Origin of the sequence: Synechococcus sp. MIT S9508, assembly GCF_047303045.1 — a bacterium.
GTDB lineage: Bacteria > Cyanobacteriota > Cyanobacteriia > PCC-6307 > Cyanobiaceae > Synechococcus_C.
This window is the reverse complement of sequence record NZ_CP138941.1, coordinates 2,352,788-2,367,370: the sequence shown is the minus strand read 5'-3', so window position 1 is coordinate 2,367,370 and position 14,583 is coordinate 2,352,788. Positions and strand designations below refer to the sequence as shown.

The 14,583-nt window shown below is 60.6% G+C and carries 20 protein-coding genes; 13 read left to right on the top strand and 7 right to left on the bottom strand.

The features are described from left to right. Positions 1 to 7: 7 nt before the first annotated feature. The 4 genes from rpsP (at position 8) to SIB42_RS13180 (ending at position 3,830) form a co-directional block, all read left to right on the top strand. Positions 8 to 415, top strand: coding sequence for a 30S ribosomal protein S16 (rpsP, locus tag SIB42_RS13195; protein WP_067094519.1), 408 nt, complete (start codon positions 8 to 10; stop codon positions 413 to 415). 8 nt (positions 416 to 423) lie between these two features. Further along, complete coding sequence (locus SIB42_RS13190) at positions 424 to 1,455, top strand: PhoH family protein (RefSeq protein ID WP_067094257.1); 1,032 nt, start codon at positions 424 to 426, stop codon at positions 1,453 to 1,455. A gap of 52 nt (positions 1,456 to 1,507) precedes the next feature. Continuing rightward, positions 1,508 to 2,263, top strand: coding sequence for a Bax inhibitor-1 family protein (locus SIB42_RS13185; protein ID WP_067094522.1), 756 nt, complete (start codon positions 1,508 to 1,510; stop codon positions 2,261 to 2,263). 160 nt (positions 2,264 to 2,423) lie between these two features. After that, positions 2,424 to 3,830, top strand: coding sequence for a sugar porter family MFS transporter (locus tag SIB42_RS13180; protein WP_067094260.1), 1,407 nt, complete (start codon positions 2,424 to 2,426; stop codon positions 3,828 to 3,830). Positions 3,831 to 4,077: 247 nt separating this feature from the next. Here SIB42_RS13180 and SIB42_RS13175 read toward each other — a convergent pair whose 3' ends face one another. Next, entirely contained in the window at positions 4,078 to 4,596 is a 519-nt protein-coding gene (locus SIB42_RS13175) for a hypothetical protein (protein ID WP_067094525.1), read from the bottom strand. Between the two features lie 65 nt (positions 4,597 to 4,661). On the opposite strand from SIB42_RS13175, the gene era reads away from it, so the two are divergent. Genes era through larB form a run of 6 tightly spaced genes read left to right on the top strand, consistent with a single transcriptional unit; the run spans position 4,662 to position 8,452 of the window. Then, positions 4,662 to 5,606 carry a GTPase Era gene (gene era, locus SIB42_RS13170; RefSeq protein ID WP_067094528.1) on the top strand — a complete coding sequence of 315 codons (945 nt, stop codon included), beginning with the start codon at positions 4,662 to 4,664 and terminating at the stop codon, positions 5,604 to 5,606. Further along, on the top strand, positions 5,587 to 6,123 hold the full coding sequence (locus SIB42_RS13165; RefSeq protein ID WP_369818430.1) for a phycobiliprotein lyase: 537 nt from the start codon (positions 5,587 to 5,589) through the stop codon (positions 6,121 to 6,123). The genes era and SIB42_RS13165 overlap by 20 nt, the downstream gene beginning before the upstream one ends. Positions 6,124 to 6,126: 3 nt before the next feature. After that, positions 6,127 to 6,855 (top strand): tRNA (guanosine(37)-N1)-methyltransferase TrmD, encoded by a 729-nt coding sequence (trmD, locus tag SIB42_RS13160; protein ID WP_067094263.1) that lies wholly within the window; start codon positions 6,127 to 6,129, stop codon positions 6,853 to 6,855. A 12-nt stretch (positions 6,856 to 6,867) separates the two neighbouring features. Further along, positions 6,868 to 7,353 carry a 2-C-methyl-D-erythritol 2,4-cyclodiphosphate synthase gene (gene ispF / locus SIB42_RS13155; protein WP_067094265.1) on the top strand — a complete coding sequence of 162 codons (486 nt, stop codon included), beginning with the start codon at positions 6,868 to 6,870 and terminating at the stop codon, positions 7,351 to 7,353. After that, positions 7,350 to 7,796 carry a TIGR03792 family protein gene (locus SIB42_RS13150; protein ID WP_067094268.1) on the top strand — a complete coding sequence of 149 codons (447 nt, stop codon included), beginning with the start codon at positions 7,350 to 7,352 and terminating at the stop codon, positions 7,794 to 7,796. The genes ispF and SIB42_RS13150 overlap by 4 nt, the downstream gene beginning before the upstream one ends. After that, positions 7,793 to 8,452, top strand: a complete 660-nt coding sequence (gene larB / locus SIB42_RS13145; protein ID WP_067094271.1) for a nickel pincer cofactor biosynthesis protein LarB — start codon at positions 7,793 to 7,795, stop codon at positions 8,450 to 8,452. Before SIB42_RS13150 ends, larB begins: the two co-directional genes overlap by 4 nt. Here the strand turns inward: larB and SIB42_RS13140 are convergent. The 4 genes from SIB42_RS13140 to SIB42_RS13125 all read right to left on the bottom strand — a co-directional run bounded on the left by SIB42_RS13140 (position 8,433) and on the right by SIB42_RS13125 (position 11,021). Continuing rightward, the gene (locus SIB42_RS13140; protein WP_170951755.1) at positions 8,433 to 8,603 is read right to left on the bottom strand and encodes a hypothetical protein; all 171 of its coding nucleotides are present in this window, start codon (positions 8,601 to 8,603) and stop codon (positions 8,433 to 8,435) included. The genes larB and SIB42_RS13140 overlap by 20 nt on opposite strands. A 105-nt stretch (positions 8,604 to 8,708) precedes the next feature. Next, positions 8,709 to 9,683 carry a DUF1517 domain-containing protein gene (locus SIB42_RS13135; RefSeq protein WP_369818435.1) on the bottom strand — a complete coding sequence of 325 codons (975 nt, stop codon included), beginning with the start codon at positions 9,681 to 9,683 and terminating at the stop codon, positions 8,709 to 8,711. A 25-nt stretch (positions 9,684 to 9,708) separates the two neighbouring features. Next, a complete protein-coding gene (gene thiS, locus SIB42_RS13130) occupies positions 9,709 to 9,915 on the bottom strand; it encodes a sulfur carrier protein ThiS (protein ID WP_067094274.1) in 207 nt (68 codons plus the stop codon). A gap of 44 nt (positions 9,916 to 9,959) precedes the next feature. Next, positions 9,960 to 11,021 carry a thiamine phosphate synthase gene (locus SIB42_RS13125; RefSeq protein WP_067094277.1) on the bottom strand — a complete coding sequence of 354 codons (1,062 nt, stop codon included), beginning with the start codon at positions 11,019 to 11,021 and terminating at the stop codon, positions 9,960 to 9,962. Positions 11,022 to 11,041: 20 nt separating this feature from the next. Between SIB42_RS13125 and SIB42_RS13120 the strand changes: the two genes are divergently transcribed. Then, positions 11,042 to 11,176 carry a hypothetical protein gene (locus SIB42_RS13120; RefSeq protein WP_255355638.1) on the top strand — a complete coding sequence of 45 codons (135 nt, stop codon included), beginning with the start codon at positions 11,042 to 11,044 and terminating at the stop codon, positions 11,174 to 11,176. Here SIB42_RS13120 and SIB42_RS13115 read toward each other — a convergent pair. Then, positions 11,158 to 12,084 carry a bifunctional riboflavin kinase/FAD synthetase gene (locus SIB42_RS13115; protein WP_067094281.1) on the bottom strand — a complete coding sequence of 309 codons (927 nt, stop codon included), beginning with the start codon at positions 12,082 to 12,084 and terminating at the stop codon, positions 11,158 to 11,160. The two genes, SIB42_RS13120 and SIB42_RS13115, sit on opposite strands and share 19 nt — an antisense overlap. A gap of 59 nt (positions 12,085 to 12,143) precedes the next feature. Here SIB42_RS13115 and SIB42_RS13110 point away from each other — a divergent pair, with 59 nt between their 5' ends. Continuing rightward, the gene (locus SIB42_RS13110) at positions 12,144 to 12,704 is read left to right on the top strand and encodes a DUF3611 family protein (protein WP_067094286.1); all 561 of its coding nucleotides are present in this window, start codon (positions 12,144 to 12,146) and stop codon (positions 12,702 to 12,704) included. Here SIB42_RS13110 and surE read toward each other — a convergent pair. Beyond that, on the bottom strand, positions 12,689 to 13,498 hold the full coding sequence (gene surE / locus SIB42_RS13105; RefSeq protein ID WP_067094289.1) for a 5'/3'-nucleotidase SurE: 810 nt from the start codon (positions 13,496 to 13,498) through the stop codon (positions 12,689 to 12,691). The two genes, SIB42_RS13110 and surE, sit on opposite strands and share 16 nt — an antisense overlap. 71 nt (positions 13,499 to 13,569) lie before the next feature. On the opposite strand from surE, the gene pheS reads away from it, so the two are divergent. Further along, positions 13,570 to 14,577 carry a phenylalanine--tRNA ligase subunit alpha gene (pheS, locus tag SIB42_RS13100; RefSeq protein ID WP_067094292.1) on the top strand — a complete coding sequence of 336 codons (1,008 nt, stop codon included), beginning with the start codon at positions 13,570 to 13,572 and terminating at the stop codon, positions 14,575 to 14,577. Positions 14,578 to 14,583 lie beyond the last annotated feature (6 nt).

Sequence of the window (14,583 nt, the reverse complement as noted above, 5' to 3'; positions counted from 1 at the left end):
CGCCACGATGATCAAGCTCCGCCTGAAGCGGTTCGGTAAGAAGCGGGAAGCAAGCTTCCGCCTCGTGGCCTGCAACAGCACTTCGCGCCGTGATGGTCGTCCTCTTCAGGAGCTGGGGTATTACAACCCCCGCACCAAAGAGACCCGTCTTGATGCTGAAGCACTGCGTGAGCGTCTGAGCCAGGGCGCTCAGCCCACCGATGTTGTCCGCACCCTGCTTGAGAAGGGTGGTTTGATCGAGAAGAAAGTTCGTCCTGCAGAAGTGGTCGGTAAGGCCAAGCAGGCTCTCAAGCGTGAAGCTGATGCCAAGCAGGCGTCCAAGGATGCTGCTGAAGCCAAGGCCGCAGCTGAAGCTGAAGCCAAGGCTGCCGCTGAGGAATCTGCTGGCGATGACGCCGCTAGTGCTGAAGGCTGATCGACAGGATGTCCGAAGCAACCTCATCTGGTCGCTTCGTCTTTGATCTGCCGCACACGGAGGCCGCACTTGCACTCGCAGGTGGACCTTCCTCTCAAACCCTGCGTCAACTCGAGGCTCTGACGGGGACCACTTTGGTTCTCCGTGGTCTGCAGCTCGAGATCAGTGGCCGGCCCAGTCAGCTTGAGCGCACAGCAGCTGTTGTTGAGCTGTTGCGCAAGTTTTGGGAAGAGGGTGAAACTATTTCACCTGTTGATCTTCAGGCGGCGCTTCAGGCGTTAGACACCGGCCGCAACCATGAGCATGAAGCCATGGGCCAGCAGGTCCTGGCGCGCAATCAGCGCGGCAGTCTGCTGCGCCCGCGCACCCTGCGTCAGAAGTCGTACGTGGAGTCGATGGAGCGTAACGATCTCACTTTTGCGCTCGGTCCTGCCGGCACTGGTAAAACGTTTCTGGCCACCGTTCTGGCCGTCCGCATGCTGACTGAGCGCAAGGTGGAGAGGCTGGTGCTGACCAGGCCTGCCGTTGAGGCAGGGGAGCGACTGGGGTTTCTACCTGGTGATCTCCAGCAGAAAGTGGATCCCTATTTGCGACCGCTCTACGACGCTCTGCACATGTTGCTGGGCCAGGAGAAAACATCAGCACTGCTGGAGAAGGGGGTGATTGAGGTGGCACCACTGGCTTATATGCGTGGCCGAACCCTGGCGGAATCCTTCGTGATCCTTGATGAGGCTCAGAACACCACGCCGGCACAGATGCGCATGGTGTTGACCCGTTTGGGAGAGCGGTCCCGGATGGTGGTCACTGGAGACATCACCCAGGTGGATCTGCCACCAGGCCAGCTCAGCGGTTTGGTGGAAGCGTCGGAGGTGCTGGATGGGGTCGAAGGTGTGGCTGTCTGCCGTTTGACATCGGCTGATGTGGTCCGTCATCCGCTGGTGCAGCGTGTGGTGGATGCCTATGCACGGCGCGACAAGAGCCATCCCCGTCGCGATGCAAAACCGACGCGCCGTTCGATGGGGAGATCCGCACCGGGCTGAAAGCCACAACCTTGCTGGAGCTGGCAAGATGTAGCAAGTGATCTGGGGCAACATGCCAGCCAGCAGCAACTTTCAAAACGCCATCCGCGAGGCGCAATCCAGCGCTCTGGTAGGCCCCAACGTGGTGAACAAAGCCCTCCCCTACGTAGGAGGTGGCATGGTTTTGACGGCTCTAGGGGTCCTCGGAGGGCTCTCGATGCAGCCCATGCCTTCCCTGGGTCAGGCCGGCAGCCCTCTGTTTTTCCCTTTGTTCATCGCTGCCTTTATCGGAGAGATTGTTCTCTTCTTCATGGCAAGTAGTGCCGCGAACAATGCCAACAACGCCAAAGCATTGCCATTGCTCTCGGCCTTCAGTTTGCTCACTGGCTTCACACTCAGTGGAATTGTTGGCCTTGCCTATCAAGTGGCGGGCATGGGAGCCATTGCCACTGCTGTGATCGCAACAGGCCTGACCTTTGTAATTGCTTCGGTTGTTGGCAAAAAAATGAGCGACAGCGTTGGGCAGGCTCTATCTGGCGTGGTTGGTCTTGGCTTGGTCGGCTTGATCATCGCCATGGTTGTGCAATTCATCGGTGGATTCTTTGCACCGGAGATGTTCCAGCAAGGCACGTTCGAATTAATGATTGCCGGCTTTGGAACAGTCCTGTTTGTGGGCATGGCATTCGTTGATTTCTACACGATGCCCCGCACATACCGGGATGATCAGTATCTGGCCGGCGCCCTGGGGATGTATCTCACCTACATCAACCTGTTCGTCTTCCTCCTGCGCCTGATCATCGCTATTCAGGGCGGTGGTCGCCGTGACTAATTTTGATCACTGAATTCCTCAAGGATGAGTTTCTTTGCAGACCAACCCCGGCAGTCGCCGGGGTTTTTTGATGGGCGAGATCAGATCTCAGGGTGTGACATTGATAGGACAATTGCAGAATCTTTCGCTGAATTGAGATTACTGCTGCTGTCCTTCAGGCATGCAACAACATCGCACTGCAGACGATCAACATCGGGTCTTCACAATCCTGAGTCTTGCGATCACGGCCGCACTGGGTGGTTTTCTGTTCGGCTATGACACCGCGGTGATCAATGGTGCGGTGACCGCCATTGAGGCCACGTTTCAGACATCTCCCTCTTTGCTGGGACTGACGGTGTCTTCGGCCCTGCTGGGGTCTGCAGCTGGAGCCTTGGGGGCCGGATGGCTGGCTGACCGTTTCGGACGTCGACCCAGCATGGTGCTCGCAGCCGTGCTGTTCATCCTCAGTGCCGTCGGTTCGGCTCTGGCGCCACGGCTGGTGGACCTGGTGGTCTGGCGAGTGGTTGGTGGAGTTGCCGTGGGCTTCGCCAGTGTGCTCGCTCCTGCCTACATCGCTGAGGTCTCTCCAGCAGCGATGCGCGGACGCACTGGATCTCTCCAGCAGCTGGCAATTGTGCTCGGCATCTTTATCTCGCTGCTGTTCAACTATCTGATCGTGTTGGTCACATCTGACCAGGAGCCCACATCGCTTGTGGGCCCGATGGCGGCCTGGCGCTGGATGTTGATGGCGGAGGTGGTTCCGGCTCTGTTGTACGGCTTTTTGGTGTTGAGGATTCCTGAAAGCCCTCGCTATTTGGTGCAGATCGGCGATCTGCATCAAGCCAGAGCAGTGATTCGCCGCACGATCGGTGAACCCATCCAAGCGGTGGTTGATCGCATTCAGGCCAGCCAAATTCAGGGTGGCGGCGGCTCGATCAGGGATCTGTTCAGCCGTCGATCCGGACTGCTGCCAATTGTGTGGACCGGCGTTCTGCTGGCGATCTTCCAGCAGTTGGTCGGCATCAATGTGATCTTCTACTACTCCAGCGAGCTTTGGCAGTCGGTGGGTTTCAGCACCACCGAAAGTCTCAGCGTCACCGTGATCACCGCTGTGACCAATGTGGTGACCACGTTTCTGGCCATCGCCACGATCGACCGCCTTGGTCGACGACCGCTGCTGCTGCTGGGGTCAGTGGTGATCACGGTCAGCCTGGGGCTTATGAGCTGGACGTTCTCCGGAGCCCCTCTGGTGGATGGAATGCCTCAGCTGACGGGAGTTTCATCTCTGGTCGCGCTGATTTCAGCCAATGTATTCGTGTTGGCCTTTGGCTTCTCCTGGGGACCTGTGATGTGGGTCCTGCTGGGTGAGATGTTCAATAACCGCATCAGAGCCATGGCGCTGGGGTTGTCAGCCACGGTGAACTGGCTGACCAACTTCCTGATCTCCACGACGTTTCCGATGCTGTTGAAGTCTTCGGGTCCAGCGCTCGCCTACGGGCTCTATGCCACAGCTGGTGCTATTTCGTTCTTCTTCGTGCTGTTTCTGGTGAAGGAAACCCGTGGCAAGGAACTTGAGGAGATGGCCTGAGCTGACGGCGTCCAGCCTGCGCGATCTCCAATAAAAAACCCCGGATCAAGTCCGAGGTACCGACATCGGTTGATCCCCATCACCCGACCGATGGAGTTAAAGATAATCAGGATGCGACGAAAGTTGTCTCAACTTCAGATTGCCCTAATAGTGTTGCAAGCAGATGCTTCATGGTTCGTCACACCAGATCTGGTGCGGGCTGCGCTGAGTGTTTCGGGTCTAGTTGCATGGGCTTTCGCGCCGGCAGTCACTCTGCGACAGCCTGCACCGCCTCGCCGATGGCCTGTTTCTGATGTTCGTCGTAACCCCAGCGTTCCAGAAAGGCCAGATCCTCGCCTCGACTGTGGTTCGCTGCTTCCAGCAGAATCTCCAGTCGGTCTTTGACGCGCTGAGAATCAAGCTGACGCAGCAGTTCGGAGCAGCGTTGATTCACGCGCTCTGATCCGGCGGCTTGCTCATCGTCGTTGTTGTTGCGGTGATGCACAGCCATGGCTGCGCTCATGGCCAGATTGCGGGCCGTGAGATCCACGACGCCGTCGCCCGCTTCGCGCAGTTTGATCAGCAGGGCATCCGGAAGCCTGTCCATCAAGGCGCTGTCGCCCGCAAGACTCACCACGAAGAAGCCCCTGGCACCATCACGGCTGGCCACCAGTGCTCCGACCCGGTCGGCCATCACTTCATCGCTGATTTCGTCCTGGTCCCATTGCTTCATCCAGCCGGCGGCGATCTCCATGGCTTCCTGGAAGCTCGGTTCTCGCTGGGTCATGAACAGCAACTGATTGGCATCCCAAGCCTATGGGCAGGGTGCAGCGTTCAGGCGATGCTGAAGGGATGGATGCAGCTTCAACGTCGTTGTCTGACGGCTACCGCTCGGGTTTTGTCGCCCTGATCGGACGACCCAATGTGGGCAAGTCAACGCTGGTGAATCAACTGGTGGGCGACAAGGTGGCGATCACCTCTCCGGTGGCGCAGACAACGCGCAACCGACTGCGGGCGATTCTCACCACGCCCGAGGCTCAGCTGATCCTGGTGGACACCCCAGGCATTCACAAGCCGCATCACCTGCTGGGGGAGCGTCTGGTTCAGAGCGCGCGCTCTGCGATTGGGGAAGTGGATCAGGTGTTGCTGCTGCTCGAGGGCTGCGAACCGCCCGGCCGTGGTGACGCTTTCATCGTCAACCTTCTGCGTCAGCAGCGTTTACCGGTGCAGGTGGTACTCAATAAATGGGACATGGTCCCACTCGATCGCAAGCCCGAGGCTGATGCGGCCTATCGCGAACTGCTGGCGGAGACCGATTGGCCTGTTCACCATTGCTCAGCCTTGAACGGTTCCGGCTGCCAGGAGCTTGTGGGTGCTGTGAGTGCTCTGATGCCCGAAGGCCCTCAGCTGTATCCACCCGAAATGGTGAGTGATCAGCCCGAAAAGCTTCTGATGGCTGAGTTGATCCGCGAGCAGGTGCTGATGCATACCCGCGAAGAAGTCCCCCACAGCGTGGCGGTGAGCATCGATCGGGTGGAAGACATGCCGGCGAGGGGCAAAGGCAAGGCTCGCACCGCGGTTTTGGCCACCGTGCTGGTGGAGCGCAAGAGCCAGAAGGGCATCCTGATCGGTAAGGGCGGCGTCATGCTCAAGACCATCGGTCAAGGTGCTCGCCTGCAGATGCAGAACTTGATCGACGGTCCTGTGTATCTGGAGCTGTTTGTGAAGGTGGTGCCGGACTGGCGCAGCAAGCCTCAGCGACTGGCAGAGCTCGGCTATGCCGAAGAGAGCTTTTGATGGATGGCCGATCCTTTGGATCCGTGCCCTGCCCTGCGAAGATGACCTGATGGATGAGACCGCTTTCCCTCCAGCTGATCTGAAGGCGTTCCTCGCGCTGTGTGTGGGGTCCTGGATGAGCCTGCGCAGCCGCTTTGATTTCGGTGGCTCTGAGGATGACTGGCATACCAGTGAACGTGGCGAGGTGACCGTGAGCCTCTGTGATCAGGTCGCTGAGTCGGTCCTGTCGGTGCAGTCTGCGGATGGAGCCGCCAGCGAACTTCGGTTTGCCAGCGATGGTGATTTCGTGGTGATGGCTCAAGGGGCAGAGCGCAGCGGCCGCTGGCAGCTGCGTGATGATGCCAGCCTCGAGCTGGAGCTCAAAGATGACGACTCTGCGGCCATCGTTCTGGAGCGCATCTGGTTCATCAAGCCCAATCTGCGCCTGCGCAGCACCACGGCCATCGCCACGGATGGAACGCCTCTTCAGGCGCGCTTTTGCTCCGAGATTCGGCGCGTGTCATCTCCTCAGGCCTGAGCTGTGGCGCCCTATCGCCTGGATGTGATCAGCCTCGCGCCCCAGGCCTTTGCGCCGCTCGAGGAGCTTGGCGTGATCGGCAGAGCCTTCGCGGCTGGACGGGCCGAGCTGTATCTGCACAATCCTCGCGATCACGCCACCGATCGCTACCGCAAGGTTGACGATGAGCCCTATGGCGGTGGTGCGGGCATGGTTCTCAAGCCGGAGCCGGTGTTCTCTGCTTTCGAATCGATTCCGCTCAGCCCTCGGCGCAGGGTGCTGTTGATGACGCCACAGGGCCGGCCTCTGGCCCAGGCTGATCTTCAGCGCTGGGCTGAGAAACATGACCAGTTGGTGCTGCTGTGCGGTCACTACGAAGGTTTTGACGAACGCATTCGCTCACTGGCTGATGAAGAGGTGTCGCTTGGCGATTTCGTGCTGACCGGTGGGGAGCTGCCGGCTATGACGATCATTAATGGTGTGGTGCGTCTCTTGCCAGGCACTGTGGGAACAGCGGCCTCGTTGGTGGAGGAAAGCCATAGCGACCTCTTGCTGGAACATCCGCATTACACGCGGCCTGCCGACTTTCGGGGGATGACCGTGCCTGATGTGCTGCGCAGTGGAGACCATGGAGCCATTGCCCGATGGCGCCAGCAACAACGTGAACAGCGCACCGCTGATCGACGCCCTGATCTGTTGGATCGCTGGAACCGACGCTCCAACGCCGAGAATGTCAGCGATGGCACGACCTGATCGCCAGCACCCATGAACCTCCGCATTGGCAATGGCTACGACACGCACCGGTTGGTGGAGGGGCGTCCATTGATCCTGGGTGGTCAGCGCCTGAAGCATCCGGATGGCTTGGGGCTGGATGGTCATAGCGATGCCGATGTGCTTGTCCACGCAGTGATGGATGCACTGCTCGGAGCGCTGTCGCTCGGCGATATCGGCAAATATTTCCCTCCCACTGATCCCCGCTGGAAGGGTGCGGACAGCATGGTGTTGCTGGAGCAAGTCGTCGCCCTGGTGAACGATCGCGGTTGGCAGATTGTGAATGTGGATTCCGTTGTGATCGCTGAACGGCCCAAGCTCAAGCCACACATTGAGGCCATGCGCGGGGCGATCGCCCTGCGCATGGGTCTGGATCCCGATCAGGTGGGTGTGAAGGCGACCACGAACGAGCGGCTTGGACCCGAGGGTCGCGAAGAGGGAATGTCATGCCATGCCGTCGCGCTGCTGACCAGGCCATGACCCTGCAGCAACTCAGCAGAGATCTCCTTACTGTGGTTGCCTCTTGTCTGGCGGCACTGCTCCTGCTTTCTGGTCATCCCGATGTCAGCCTGGCCGCCTTTTCAGATCCCGATGGCAGCTACGACGTTGCTGTGATCGAGCATCTGCGTGTTCAGGTTCCCAGTCAGGGACGCAAGGCCTGGTTGGATGCGGAACGCGGCAGCTGGGAACCCTGGTTGGCTGGTCAGGATGGGTTCATTGGTCGTGATCTGCTCTGGGATCCGGAGACCGAAGAAGGCACATTGCTGATTCGCTGGAGCAGTCGTGAAGCCTGGAAAGCGATCCCCGAGCATGAAGTGGAAGCAGTTCAGGAGCGTTTTGAGCAGCTCGCCCGCCAAGCCACCGGTCAGAAAGAGGGCAATCCATTCCCGCTGGTCTTTGAAGGCGAGTTGTTGCCGCCGTGACCGCTCAGGAGTCACGCCTCGACCTCGAGCGTCGTCGTCGTCTTGGGATGGTCGAAGCCGTTTGGGGTGAACACAAGAGTGTTGATCAAATCGTGGCGATCCTGCTGGCGATGCAGGCTGCCGGTGAGCTCGCTCTGGTGACCAGGGTGGATGCAGACAAAGCGGCTGCGGTTCAGCAACGCTGTCCTGATGTTCAGGTTCACGGGCAGGCGGCCTGTCTCACCCTCGGTGAACTTCCAGAGATTCGGCAAGCCGCGCAGGTGGCGGTGTTGAGTGGCGGGACCAGTGATCGTCGTGTGGCGGAGGAAGCATCTCTGGCTCTGAGCGTTCATGGGGTTTCCACCGCCTGCTTCCTGGATGTGGGGGTTGCCGGTCTTCACCGTCTGCTGGATGTGCTGCCAGAGCTCACAACGATGTCGGTGCTGATTGCCTGTGCCGGCATGGAGGGCGCTCTGCCAACGGTGCTGGCCGGTCTGGTCCCTCAGCCGGTTATCGGTGTACCGGTGTCTGTGGGCTATGGGGTCAGCTCCGGAGGCCGGGCTGCACTCGATGGCATGCTCGCCAGCTGCGCTCCGGGACTCAGCGTCGTGAACATCGACAACGGCTATGGCGCTGCCATGGCGGCCCTGCGCATCCTCAAGGATGCGGCTGTCTAGGCAGCAACGGTTGAACCGGTTCACTGGGGTCGAGGTCCAGCATCGTTTCCACCCAGAGACGCATCGACCGTGGCAGCCGGTTTTGCTCGTAGCGATGCAGCGCTTCAACCAACACGGTTGAGTTGACCCAATGAGGTGACCGAGCGCGCATCGTTGCTGAGCGACACGCGGAGGTTGGATGAAGCTCACCCTCTGAGCAAGAGGGGACAATTCAGGTTCCGGATTGTGATCGGTTGAGTGCCGGCAGCAGCTTCAATCAGAGGTGTTGGAGATTCGGATAAGCCGTGACCAGCTCATCGGCGCTGAGAACATCGCCAACGCCGTCTGGCTGCCAGATCACCTCAAGTGCCATCAGGTCGCTGGAGGCCGTGGAACCAAGGATGCGCAACGATTCCCGCAACTGTTCGCCGTTGTCGGCCTGTTTGAGCTTGACCACGCTGCGGCTGGCCACCAAAACGGTGACCACAATGAATTCACTGGTGGCGTCGGCATCACCGCGCGCCGTGAGGTCGCTGCCAGCCGATTGAACTCCACCCACATTGGTGGTCAGTTCTTCGCGCAATTTGCTGCGCTCTGTCATCGACAGTCGGTTGAAGGTGGATTCGGCCGCATTGAAGGGCACGCTGCCTGATTCCACGTTGGCGTAGACCCACAAATCGGGTTGACGCAGCAGTGCCAAGGTCGTGTCCTGCAGCACCCGCTGCAGACCACTGGAGTTGCTGGTGTCGGCGCTGTTGGCGAGTTGGCGTAGGTCGCTCTGCAGATCCTTGGCGCTGGCCAGCAAACCGATCTGGAGTTGCAGCAGAGACACCGGGCCCATCGCCATCTCACGGGGACGCTCGTAGCCGCCCATCGCCGGACTCCCAGCACCTGCCCCAGCGCCACGGAAGGCATTCACAAGCACTCCGACAAACGCCATCAGCACCATGAAGCCCAGGAGGCCGCCGCCACCGAATCCGAAGAACGGAATGATGAAGGGAAATCCAATGCCACCGCCGTAGCCGCGGTTGTAGCCGCCTCGCATGCCACCTCCCATCCCGCCTCCGCGGTAACCACCGGTGCGAGGCATGGAGGGTGCTCGGAAACTGCCGCCGCCGATTCGACCACCTCGTGCTGCGTCACTCGGCAGCGGGTGGAAGACCAGCAGCCCCATCATCAGCACCGGCACCATCAGGCCGGAAAGCCAGCGTCGCAGCTGAACCAGGGCGGAACGATTCGGCAATTGGCCCAAAACGGCGTTGAAAACTGAGTGGATCCTAGGAACCCCCGCCAACGATGGTGACGATCTCGAGGCTGTCCCCGTCCTTGACCTGCTGCTCGGCCCAGCGATCTGGAGTGAGGATCAGACCGTTGAATTCCACCACCACCAATTTGGGGTGATGGCCGAGCGCTTCAACCACCTGATCCAATCGGTTGAGACCTGCTTTGAGCTGATGCTGTTCGCCGTTCACCGTGAGCTGCATGGTCTGAACCGAAGGAATGAAATCAGAGCGTCAATGATTGGACCTCAGCTGAGCAGTTGCAGCAGTTGGCGACTGGCAGCAGCTGGGTCATCGGCCCCCATGATCGCGCTCACCACAGCCACACGCGCTGCGCCCGCAGCCACAACATCTGAAACGTTGGCGCTGTTGATGCCGCCGATGGCGAACCAGGGCACCTTGGCTGAATGCTCGGCTTGTCGCACCCAATCCAGACCGGCTGGAGTCCGATCCGCCTTGGTGGCGGTGGCATAGACCGGCCCCACCCCAAGATAGTCCGCACCGTCCTGCTGAGCTTCCAGGAGTTGTTCGAGCCGATGGGTGCTGCGGCCGATCAGCTTGTCGGGCCCCATCAGCTGCCGAGCCTCTGCATGGGGGAGGTCTTCCTGGCCGAGATGCACCCCGTCAGCATTCACGAGCAAGGCCAGATCAATGCGGTCGTTGATGATCAGCAGTGCTTGGTGTGCCTCACACAGCTCCGCAAGCTGACGTGCTTCCTGCAGTCGCACTGCATCAGCTCCCTGCTTGCGACGGTACTGCACGAGTGAGACGCCTGCTTGCAGCGCCAGTTCCACCTGTTGCACCATCGCACCGCTTGCCTCGCTGTTCCCGGGATCGGTGATCAGGCAGAGGCGTGAGCGTTCCAGGCGCTGATGCCGTTGGTTCAGCCCGCAGGCCTCCAGGATGCGCACCTCATGGTCGTAAAGCGCATAACGAACGTTTGCAGCTGTCTGGGCCAGCTCGGAATCACCGGTGCGCGCGAATTCTTCAATCACCCGCAAGGCTTCTTGCACTCTGCTGGCATTGGCTTTCAACACCTGGGTGCTGTCGGTGCGGGTCTGCTGAGCGGGATGAGTGAGCCCCACAGCGGTATCGGTCGCCGTGGAACGGGCTTGCCTGTAACAGTCCGCGTGCAGCTGTCCCAGCTGCTGTCGCCAGTCTTTGAGAGGGACCACCAGGTCCTGTCGGTCCAGCCCGAAGCGACACCAGTCCTCGATCACCCGCAGCCCCTCACGGGCGCGGTCGAGGTTGGCATCGATCAGCCTGGCAATACGCGTGTCAGTGCAAGGGGCGATGGGCATCCATTCCATGGCACTGTGGGCAGGATCTCATGTCTGGTGTGGCGATGGAGAACGGTGGATCAGAAAGCACGATGCACGTTTTGGTGTGGGGCATCGGTCTTCTCGGTGGCATCGGCGTTTTCATCGTGTGGGGCCTGACCAACGCCTATCCGGCGGTGTCCTGAAGCCGCGCTCTGGCCTGCTGAGCATCACGATTGATCTGGGTACTGAGTTCCTCCAGGCCTGAGAAACGCTGCTGGCCGCGCAGTCGTTCCACCGGCTCCACCCTCAGAATCCTGCCCACCAGTTCGCGGCGTGTGTCGAGCAGATGCACCTCCACCGCTGAAGGCGAGTCGGGATCAACGGTGGGTTGGGGCCCGAGATTCATCACGGCCGGAAGGGCAAGCGTCTCGTTGTCGACCCAGGCCCGCGCGGCATACACCCCCAGGCCAGGCAGGAATTTTCTGCCATCCACTTGCAGGTTGGCAGTGGGCCATCCCAGTTGCCTGCCAAGGCCGCGGCCTTTGACCACCTCGCCCTGGAAGCAGTAAGGCCGTTGCAGAAGGTCACTGGCTGTCGTGAGGTCGCCCTCTGAGAGGGCTTCACGGATGCGACTACTGCTCATGCGGCCCACCGGGTCTTCCAGAATCGGCAGCACGCTCACCTTCACGCCAGCTGCCTCCGCCAGGCTGCGCAGCGTGTCGGCGCCACCTTCGCGACCACGCCCGAAGCGGAAGTTGGCGCCGATGGCGATGTGACGTGCCTGCAACGTGCCAATCAGAATCTGATCAACAAATTCAGCCGCACTGAACTGGGCCAGCTGGCGGTCGAAGGGCACCAGCACTAACTGCTGGATGCCAAGTGGTTCGAGCAAATGCAGCTTTTCGTCGGGGAGGTCCAGGCGAAGTCTTGGCTCGCCATGCAACACCTCGCGTGGGTGTGGCCAGAAGCTCACCACCGTGGGGATGCCGCCTGCAGGCTGTTGGCACACGGCTTCGATCACCCGCCGGTGTCCGGCATGCAGCCCATCAAAGCTGCCCAGCGCCAGGGCGGTGGGCATGCGGGCCTCCTCAGGGGAGCAGAGAGGAATCAACGGGCCGTGCACGGTGCAGTGGTTGATGGCAAGTTTGGACGACAGACCTCCTCGCCCGCATGGCTGATCGGCTCGACTTCCAGCTGCTGGCCCTTGGCCTGCGGCGCACTGCCTGGATCCGCTTCTGGATTCAGACCGCTCTCGGTGTGGTGGTGGTGGGGGTGCTGATGTTCAACAACATCGGCGGCAGCCTGTCCCGCAATGCTGATCGGGCCGTTGGGCTCAGTCCGGGCCTGTCGCTGACCACGCTCTCGTTTTTCGTGCTGTTGTTCAGCCTCTGGCAGGGATGGTTGATCGTGCGTCTCGGCCGTGCGCTCGATAGTGGCGCTCGCCCCAGTCGCGGTGAGGCCAGCCGTTTGCTCAAACGCGGAATCCTTGCTGACCTACTGGGGTTGGTGTTCGCGTCGATCGGGTATCAGTCATTGGCCGGAGCCCTGTTTGTGCAGGCGTCTTCGCAGACCCCTGGCATCGCCATCGGCGGTGCGGGTGCTGCCGAAAACCTTGCGATCACGTCGCTAGAAATGCTCTCGGTGCTGAGCAACACCCAGGTGCTGTTCGCCCATCTGATCGGCTTGCTGTTCTCGCTCTGGATGCTGCAGCGGATCTACCGGACCCGTTGACCATCAAGTTCAACCTGGGGCAGGCCACTCAGTGATCCACGCCAGAACAGTTCGGGTTGAATCGGTGTGAGCGAGGGGGAATTGGTTCCGATCTGGGCCACGTCCGTTGGCCAGTCGCGGGGACCATCTCCACCCGACTCCAGGTCTTCGACCACTTTCCCTGCCAGCCAGTAGTAGGAACGACCCTGAGGATCGGTTCGAGGACTGAACTGTTCCCTGTAACGACGCACCGACAGCCTGGTCCAGCGCATGGCTCCCATGGCCTCAGGTTTGCAGGGTGGCAGGTTCAGGTTGAGCAGCAGATTGTCGGGCCATCCCTGCCTGAGCGCGGATTCGGCCGTATCCATGGCGATCACAGCAGCCCCTTCGAATTCTCGCCACTTGAAGCAAGCACTGCTCACGGCCATGGCCGGACGGCATTCCAGGGTGCCTTCCATCGCCGCTGCAACGGTGCCGGAGCAGAACACATCGGTGCCGAGATTCGGACCGTGATTGATGCCCGACAGCACCAGGTCTGGTGGCGTCTCCAGCAGTTCACAGATCGCCAGTTTCACGCAATCGGCAGGGGTCCCACTGCAGGCCCAGGCGGTGATGCCCTGGCCGAACAGCTGGTCTGCCCGCTCAGCTCGGATCGGTTGCTGAAGGGTGAGGCCATGGCCGGTTGCCGAGCGCTCCTTGTCGGGGCAGACCACGGCCACCTGATGGCCGCGGGCGGAGGCGGCTAGGGCCAGGGCCTTGATTCCATCGGCGAAGATGCCGTCGTCATTGCTGATCAGAATCCGCAGCGGGGCCATGGGGTTGTGTACCTGTGGGGCGAACCTAGTCGTGATCACTGCTTACAGTCAGCTGTCGTGATGTCAAAGCCTTGAGCGCCACCGTGTCCCTGCAGCAGCTCACCGACCAGCTTGAAGCGCTTGAAGCTGAGGCTGCTGAAGCGATTTCTGCGGCGGTTGATGCCGATGCGCTGGAGCAGCTTCGGATTGGATTGCTCGGCAAAAAAGGGCGACTCTCCGGCGTGCTGGGGGCGATGGGCAAGTTGCCCGGTGATGAACGGCCGCTAGTGGGTCAGCGCGCCAATGTGCTTAAAACCCAGGTTCAGACTCTGCTGAGTGATCGTCTGCAGGCGGTAAAGCAGGCGGCGATGGAAGCCCGAATCGCCTCTGAGACCCTGGATGTGACAGCGCCTGCCCAGGGGATTCTCATGGGCCATCGCCACCCCCTGATCACCACCACCGAGGAGATCGTTGATCTCTTCTGCGGTCTTGGTTACCAGGTTGAGGAGGGCCCTGAGGTGGAGACCGACCACCACAATTTCACCGCCTTGAACATCCCGCCGGACCATCCGGCTCGGGACATGCAGGACACGTTCTATCTCAAAGACAATCTGCTGCTGCGTACACACACTTCACCGGTGCAAATACGCCATCTTGAGACCCATGCACCACCGGTGAGGATCGTGGCCCCAGGCCGTGTTTATCGCCGGGATGCAGTGGATGCCACCCATTCGCCGGTGTTTCATCAGGTGGAGGTGCTGGCGATCGATGAAGGGCTCGATTTCAGCCATCTGCGCGGCACGGTGATGGCATTCCTCAAGGCGTTTTTCGGGGATCTGCCCGTGCGCTTCCGCGCCAGTTACTTCCCGTTCACCGAGCCGTCAGCGGAAGTGGATGTGCAGTGGCGCGGCCGCTGGCTGGAAGTGATGGGCTGCGGCATGGTCGACCCAGCAGTGCTGGAGGGTCTGGGTTTGGATCCTGAGCGTTACAGCGGTTTTGCCGCCGGCTTGGGAGTGGAGCGGTTCTGCATGGTGCGCCATGGCATCGACGACATCCGCCGTCTTTACACCAGTGATCTGCGATTTTTGGAGCAGTTCTGAGCCGTT

What these genes read in the sequence shown, in the direction of transcription:
- rpsP (WP_067094519.1), top strand. Translation starts at nt 8, where the DNA reads ATGATCAAGCTCCGCCTGAAGCGGTTCGGTAAGAAGCGGGAAGCAAGC.
- SIB42_RS13190 (WP_067094257.1), top strand. Translation starts at nt 424, where the DNA reads ATGTCCGAAGCAACCTCATCTGGTCGCTTCGTCTTTGATCTGCCGCAC.
- SIB42_RS13185 (WP_067094522.1), top strand. Translation starts at nt 1,508, where the DNA reads ATGCCAGCCAGCAGCAACTTTCAAAACGCCATCCGCGAGGCGCAATCC.
- SIB42_RS13180 (WP_067094260.1), top strand. Translation starts at nt 2,424, where the DNA reads ATGCAACAACATCGCACTGCAGACGATCAACATCGGGTCTTCACAATC.
- SIB42_RS13175 (WP_067094525.1), bottom strand. Translation starts at nt 4,596, where the DNA reads ATGACCCAGCGAGAACCGAGCTTCCAGGAAGCCATGGAGATCGCCGCC.
- era (WP_067094528.1), top strand. Translation starts at nt 4,662, where the DNA reads ATGGATGCAGCTTCAACGTCGTTGTCTGACGGCTACCGCTCGGGTTTT.
- SIB42_RS13165 (WP_369818430.1), top strand. Translation starts at nt 5,587, where the DNA reads ATGCCGAAGAGAGCTTTTGATGGATGGCCGATCCTTTGGATCCGTGCC.
- ispF (WP_067094265.1), top strand. Translation starts at nt 6,868, where the DNA reads ATGAACCTCCGCATTGGCAATGGCTACGACACGCACCGGTTGGTGGAG.
- SIB42_RS13150 (WP_067094268.1), top strand. Translation starts at nt 7,350, where the DNA reads ATGACCCTGCAGCAACTCAGCAGAGATCTCCTTACTGTGGTTGCCTCT.
- SIB42_RS13140 (WP_170951755.1), bottom strand. Translation starts at nt 8,603, where the DNA reads ATGCGCGCTCGGTCACCTCATTGGGTCAACTCAACCGTGTTGGTTGAA.
- thiS (WP_067094274.1), bottom strand. Translation starts at nt 9,915, where the DNA reads ATGCAGCTCACGGTGAACGGCGAACAGCATCAGCTCAAAGCAGGTCTC.
- SIB42_RS13125 (WP_067094277.1), bottom strand. Translation starts at nt 11,021, where the DNA reads ATGGAATGGATGCCCATCGCCCCTTGCACTGACACGCGTATTGCCAGG.
- SIB42_RS13120 (WP_255355638.1), top strand. Translation starts at nt 11,042, where the DNA reads ATGTCTGGTGTGGCGATGGAGAACGGTGGATCAGAAAGCACGATGCAC.
- SIB42_RS13110 (WP_067094286.1), top strand. Translation starts at nt 12,144, where the DNA reads ATGGCTGATCGGCTCGACTTCCAGCTGCTGGCCCTTGGCCTGCGGCGC.
- surE (WP_067094289.1), bottom strand. Translation starts at nt 13,498, where the DNA reads ATGGCCCCGCTGCGGATTCTGATCAGCAATGACGACGGCATCTTCGCC.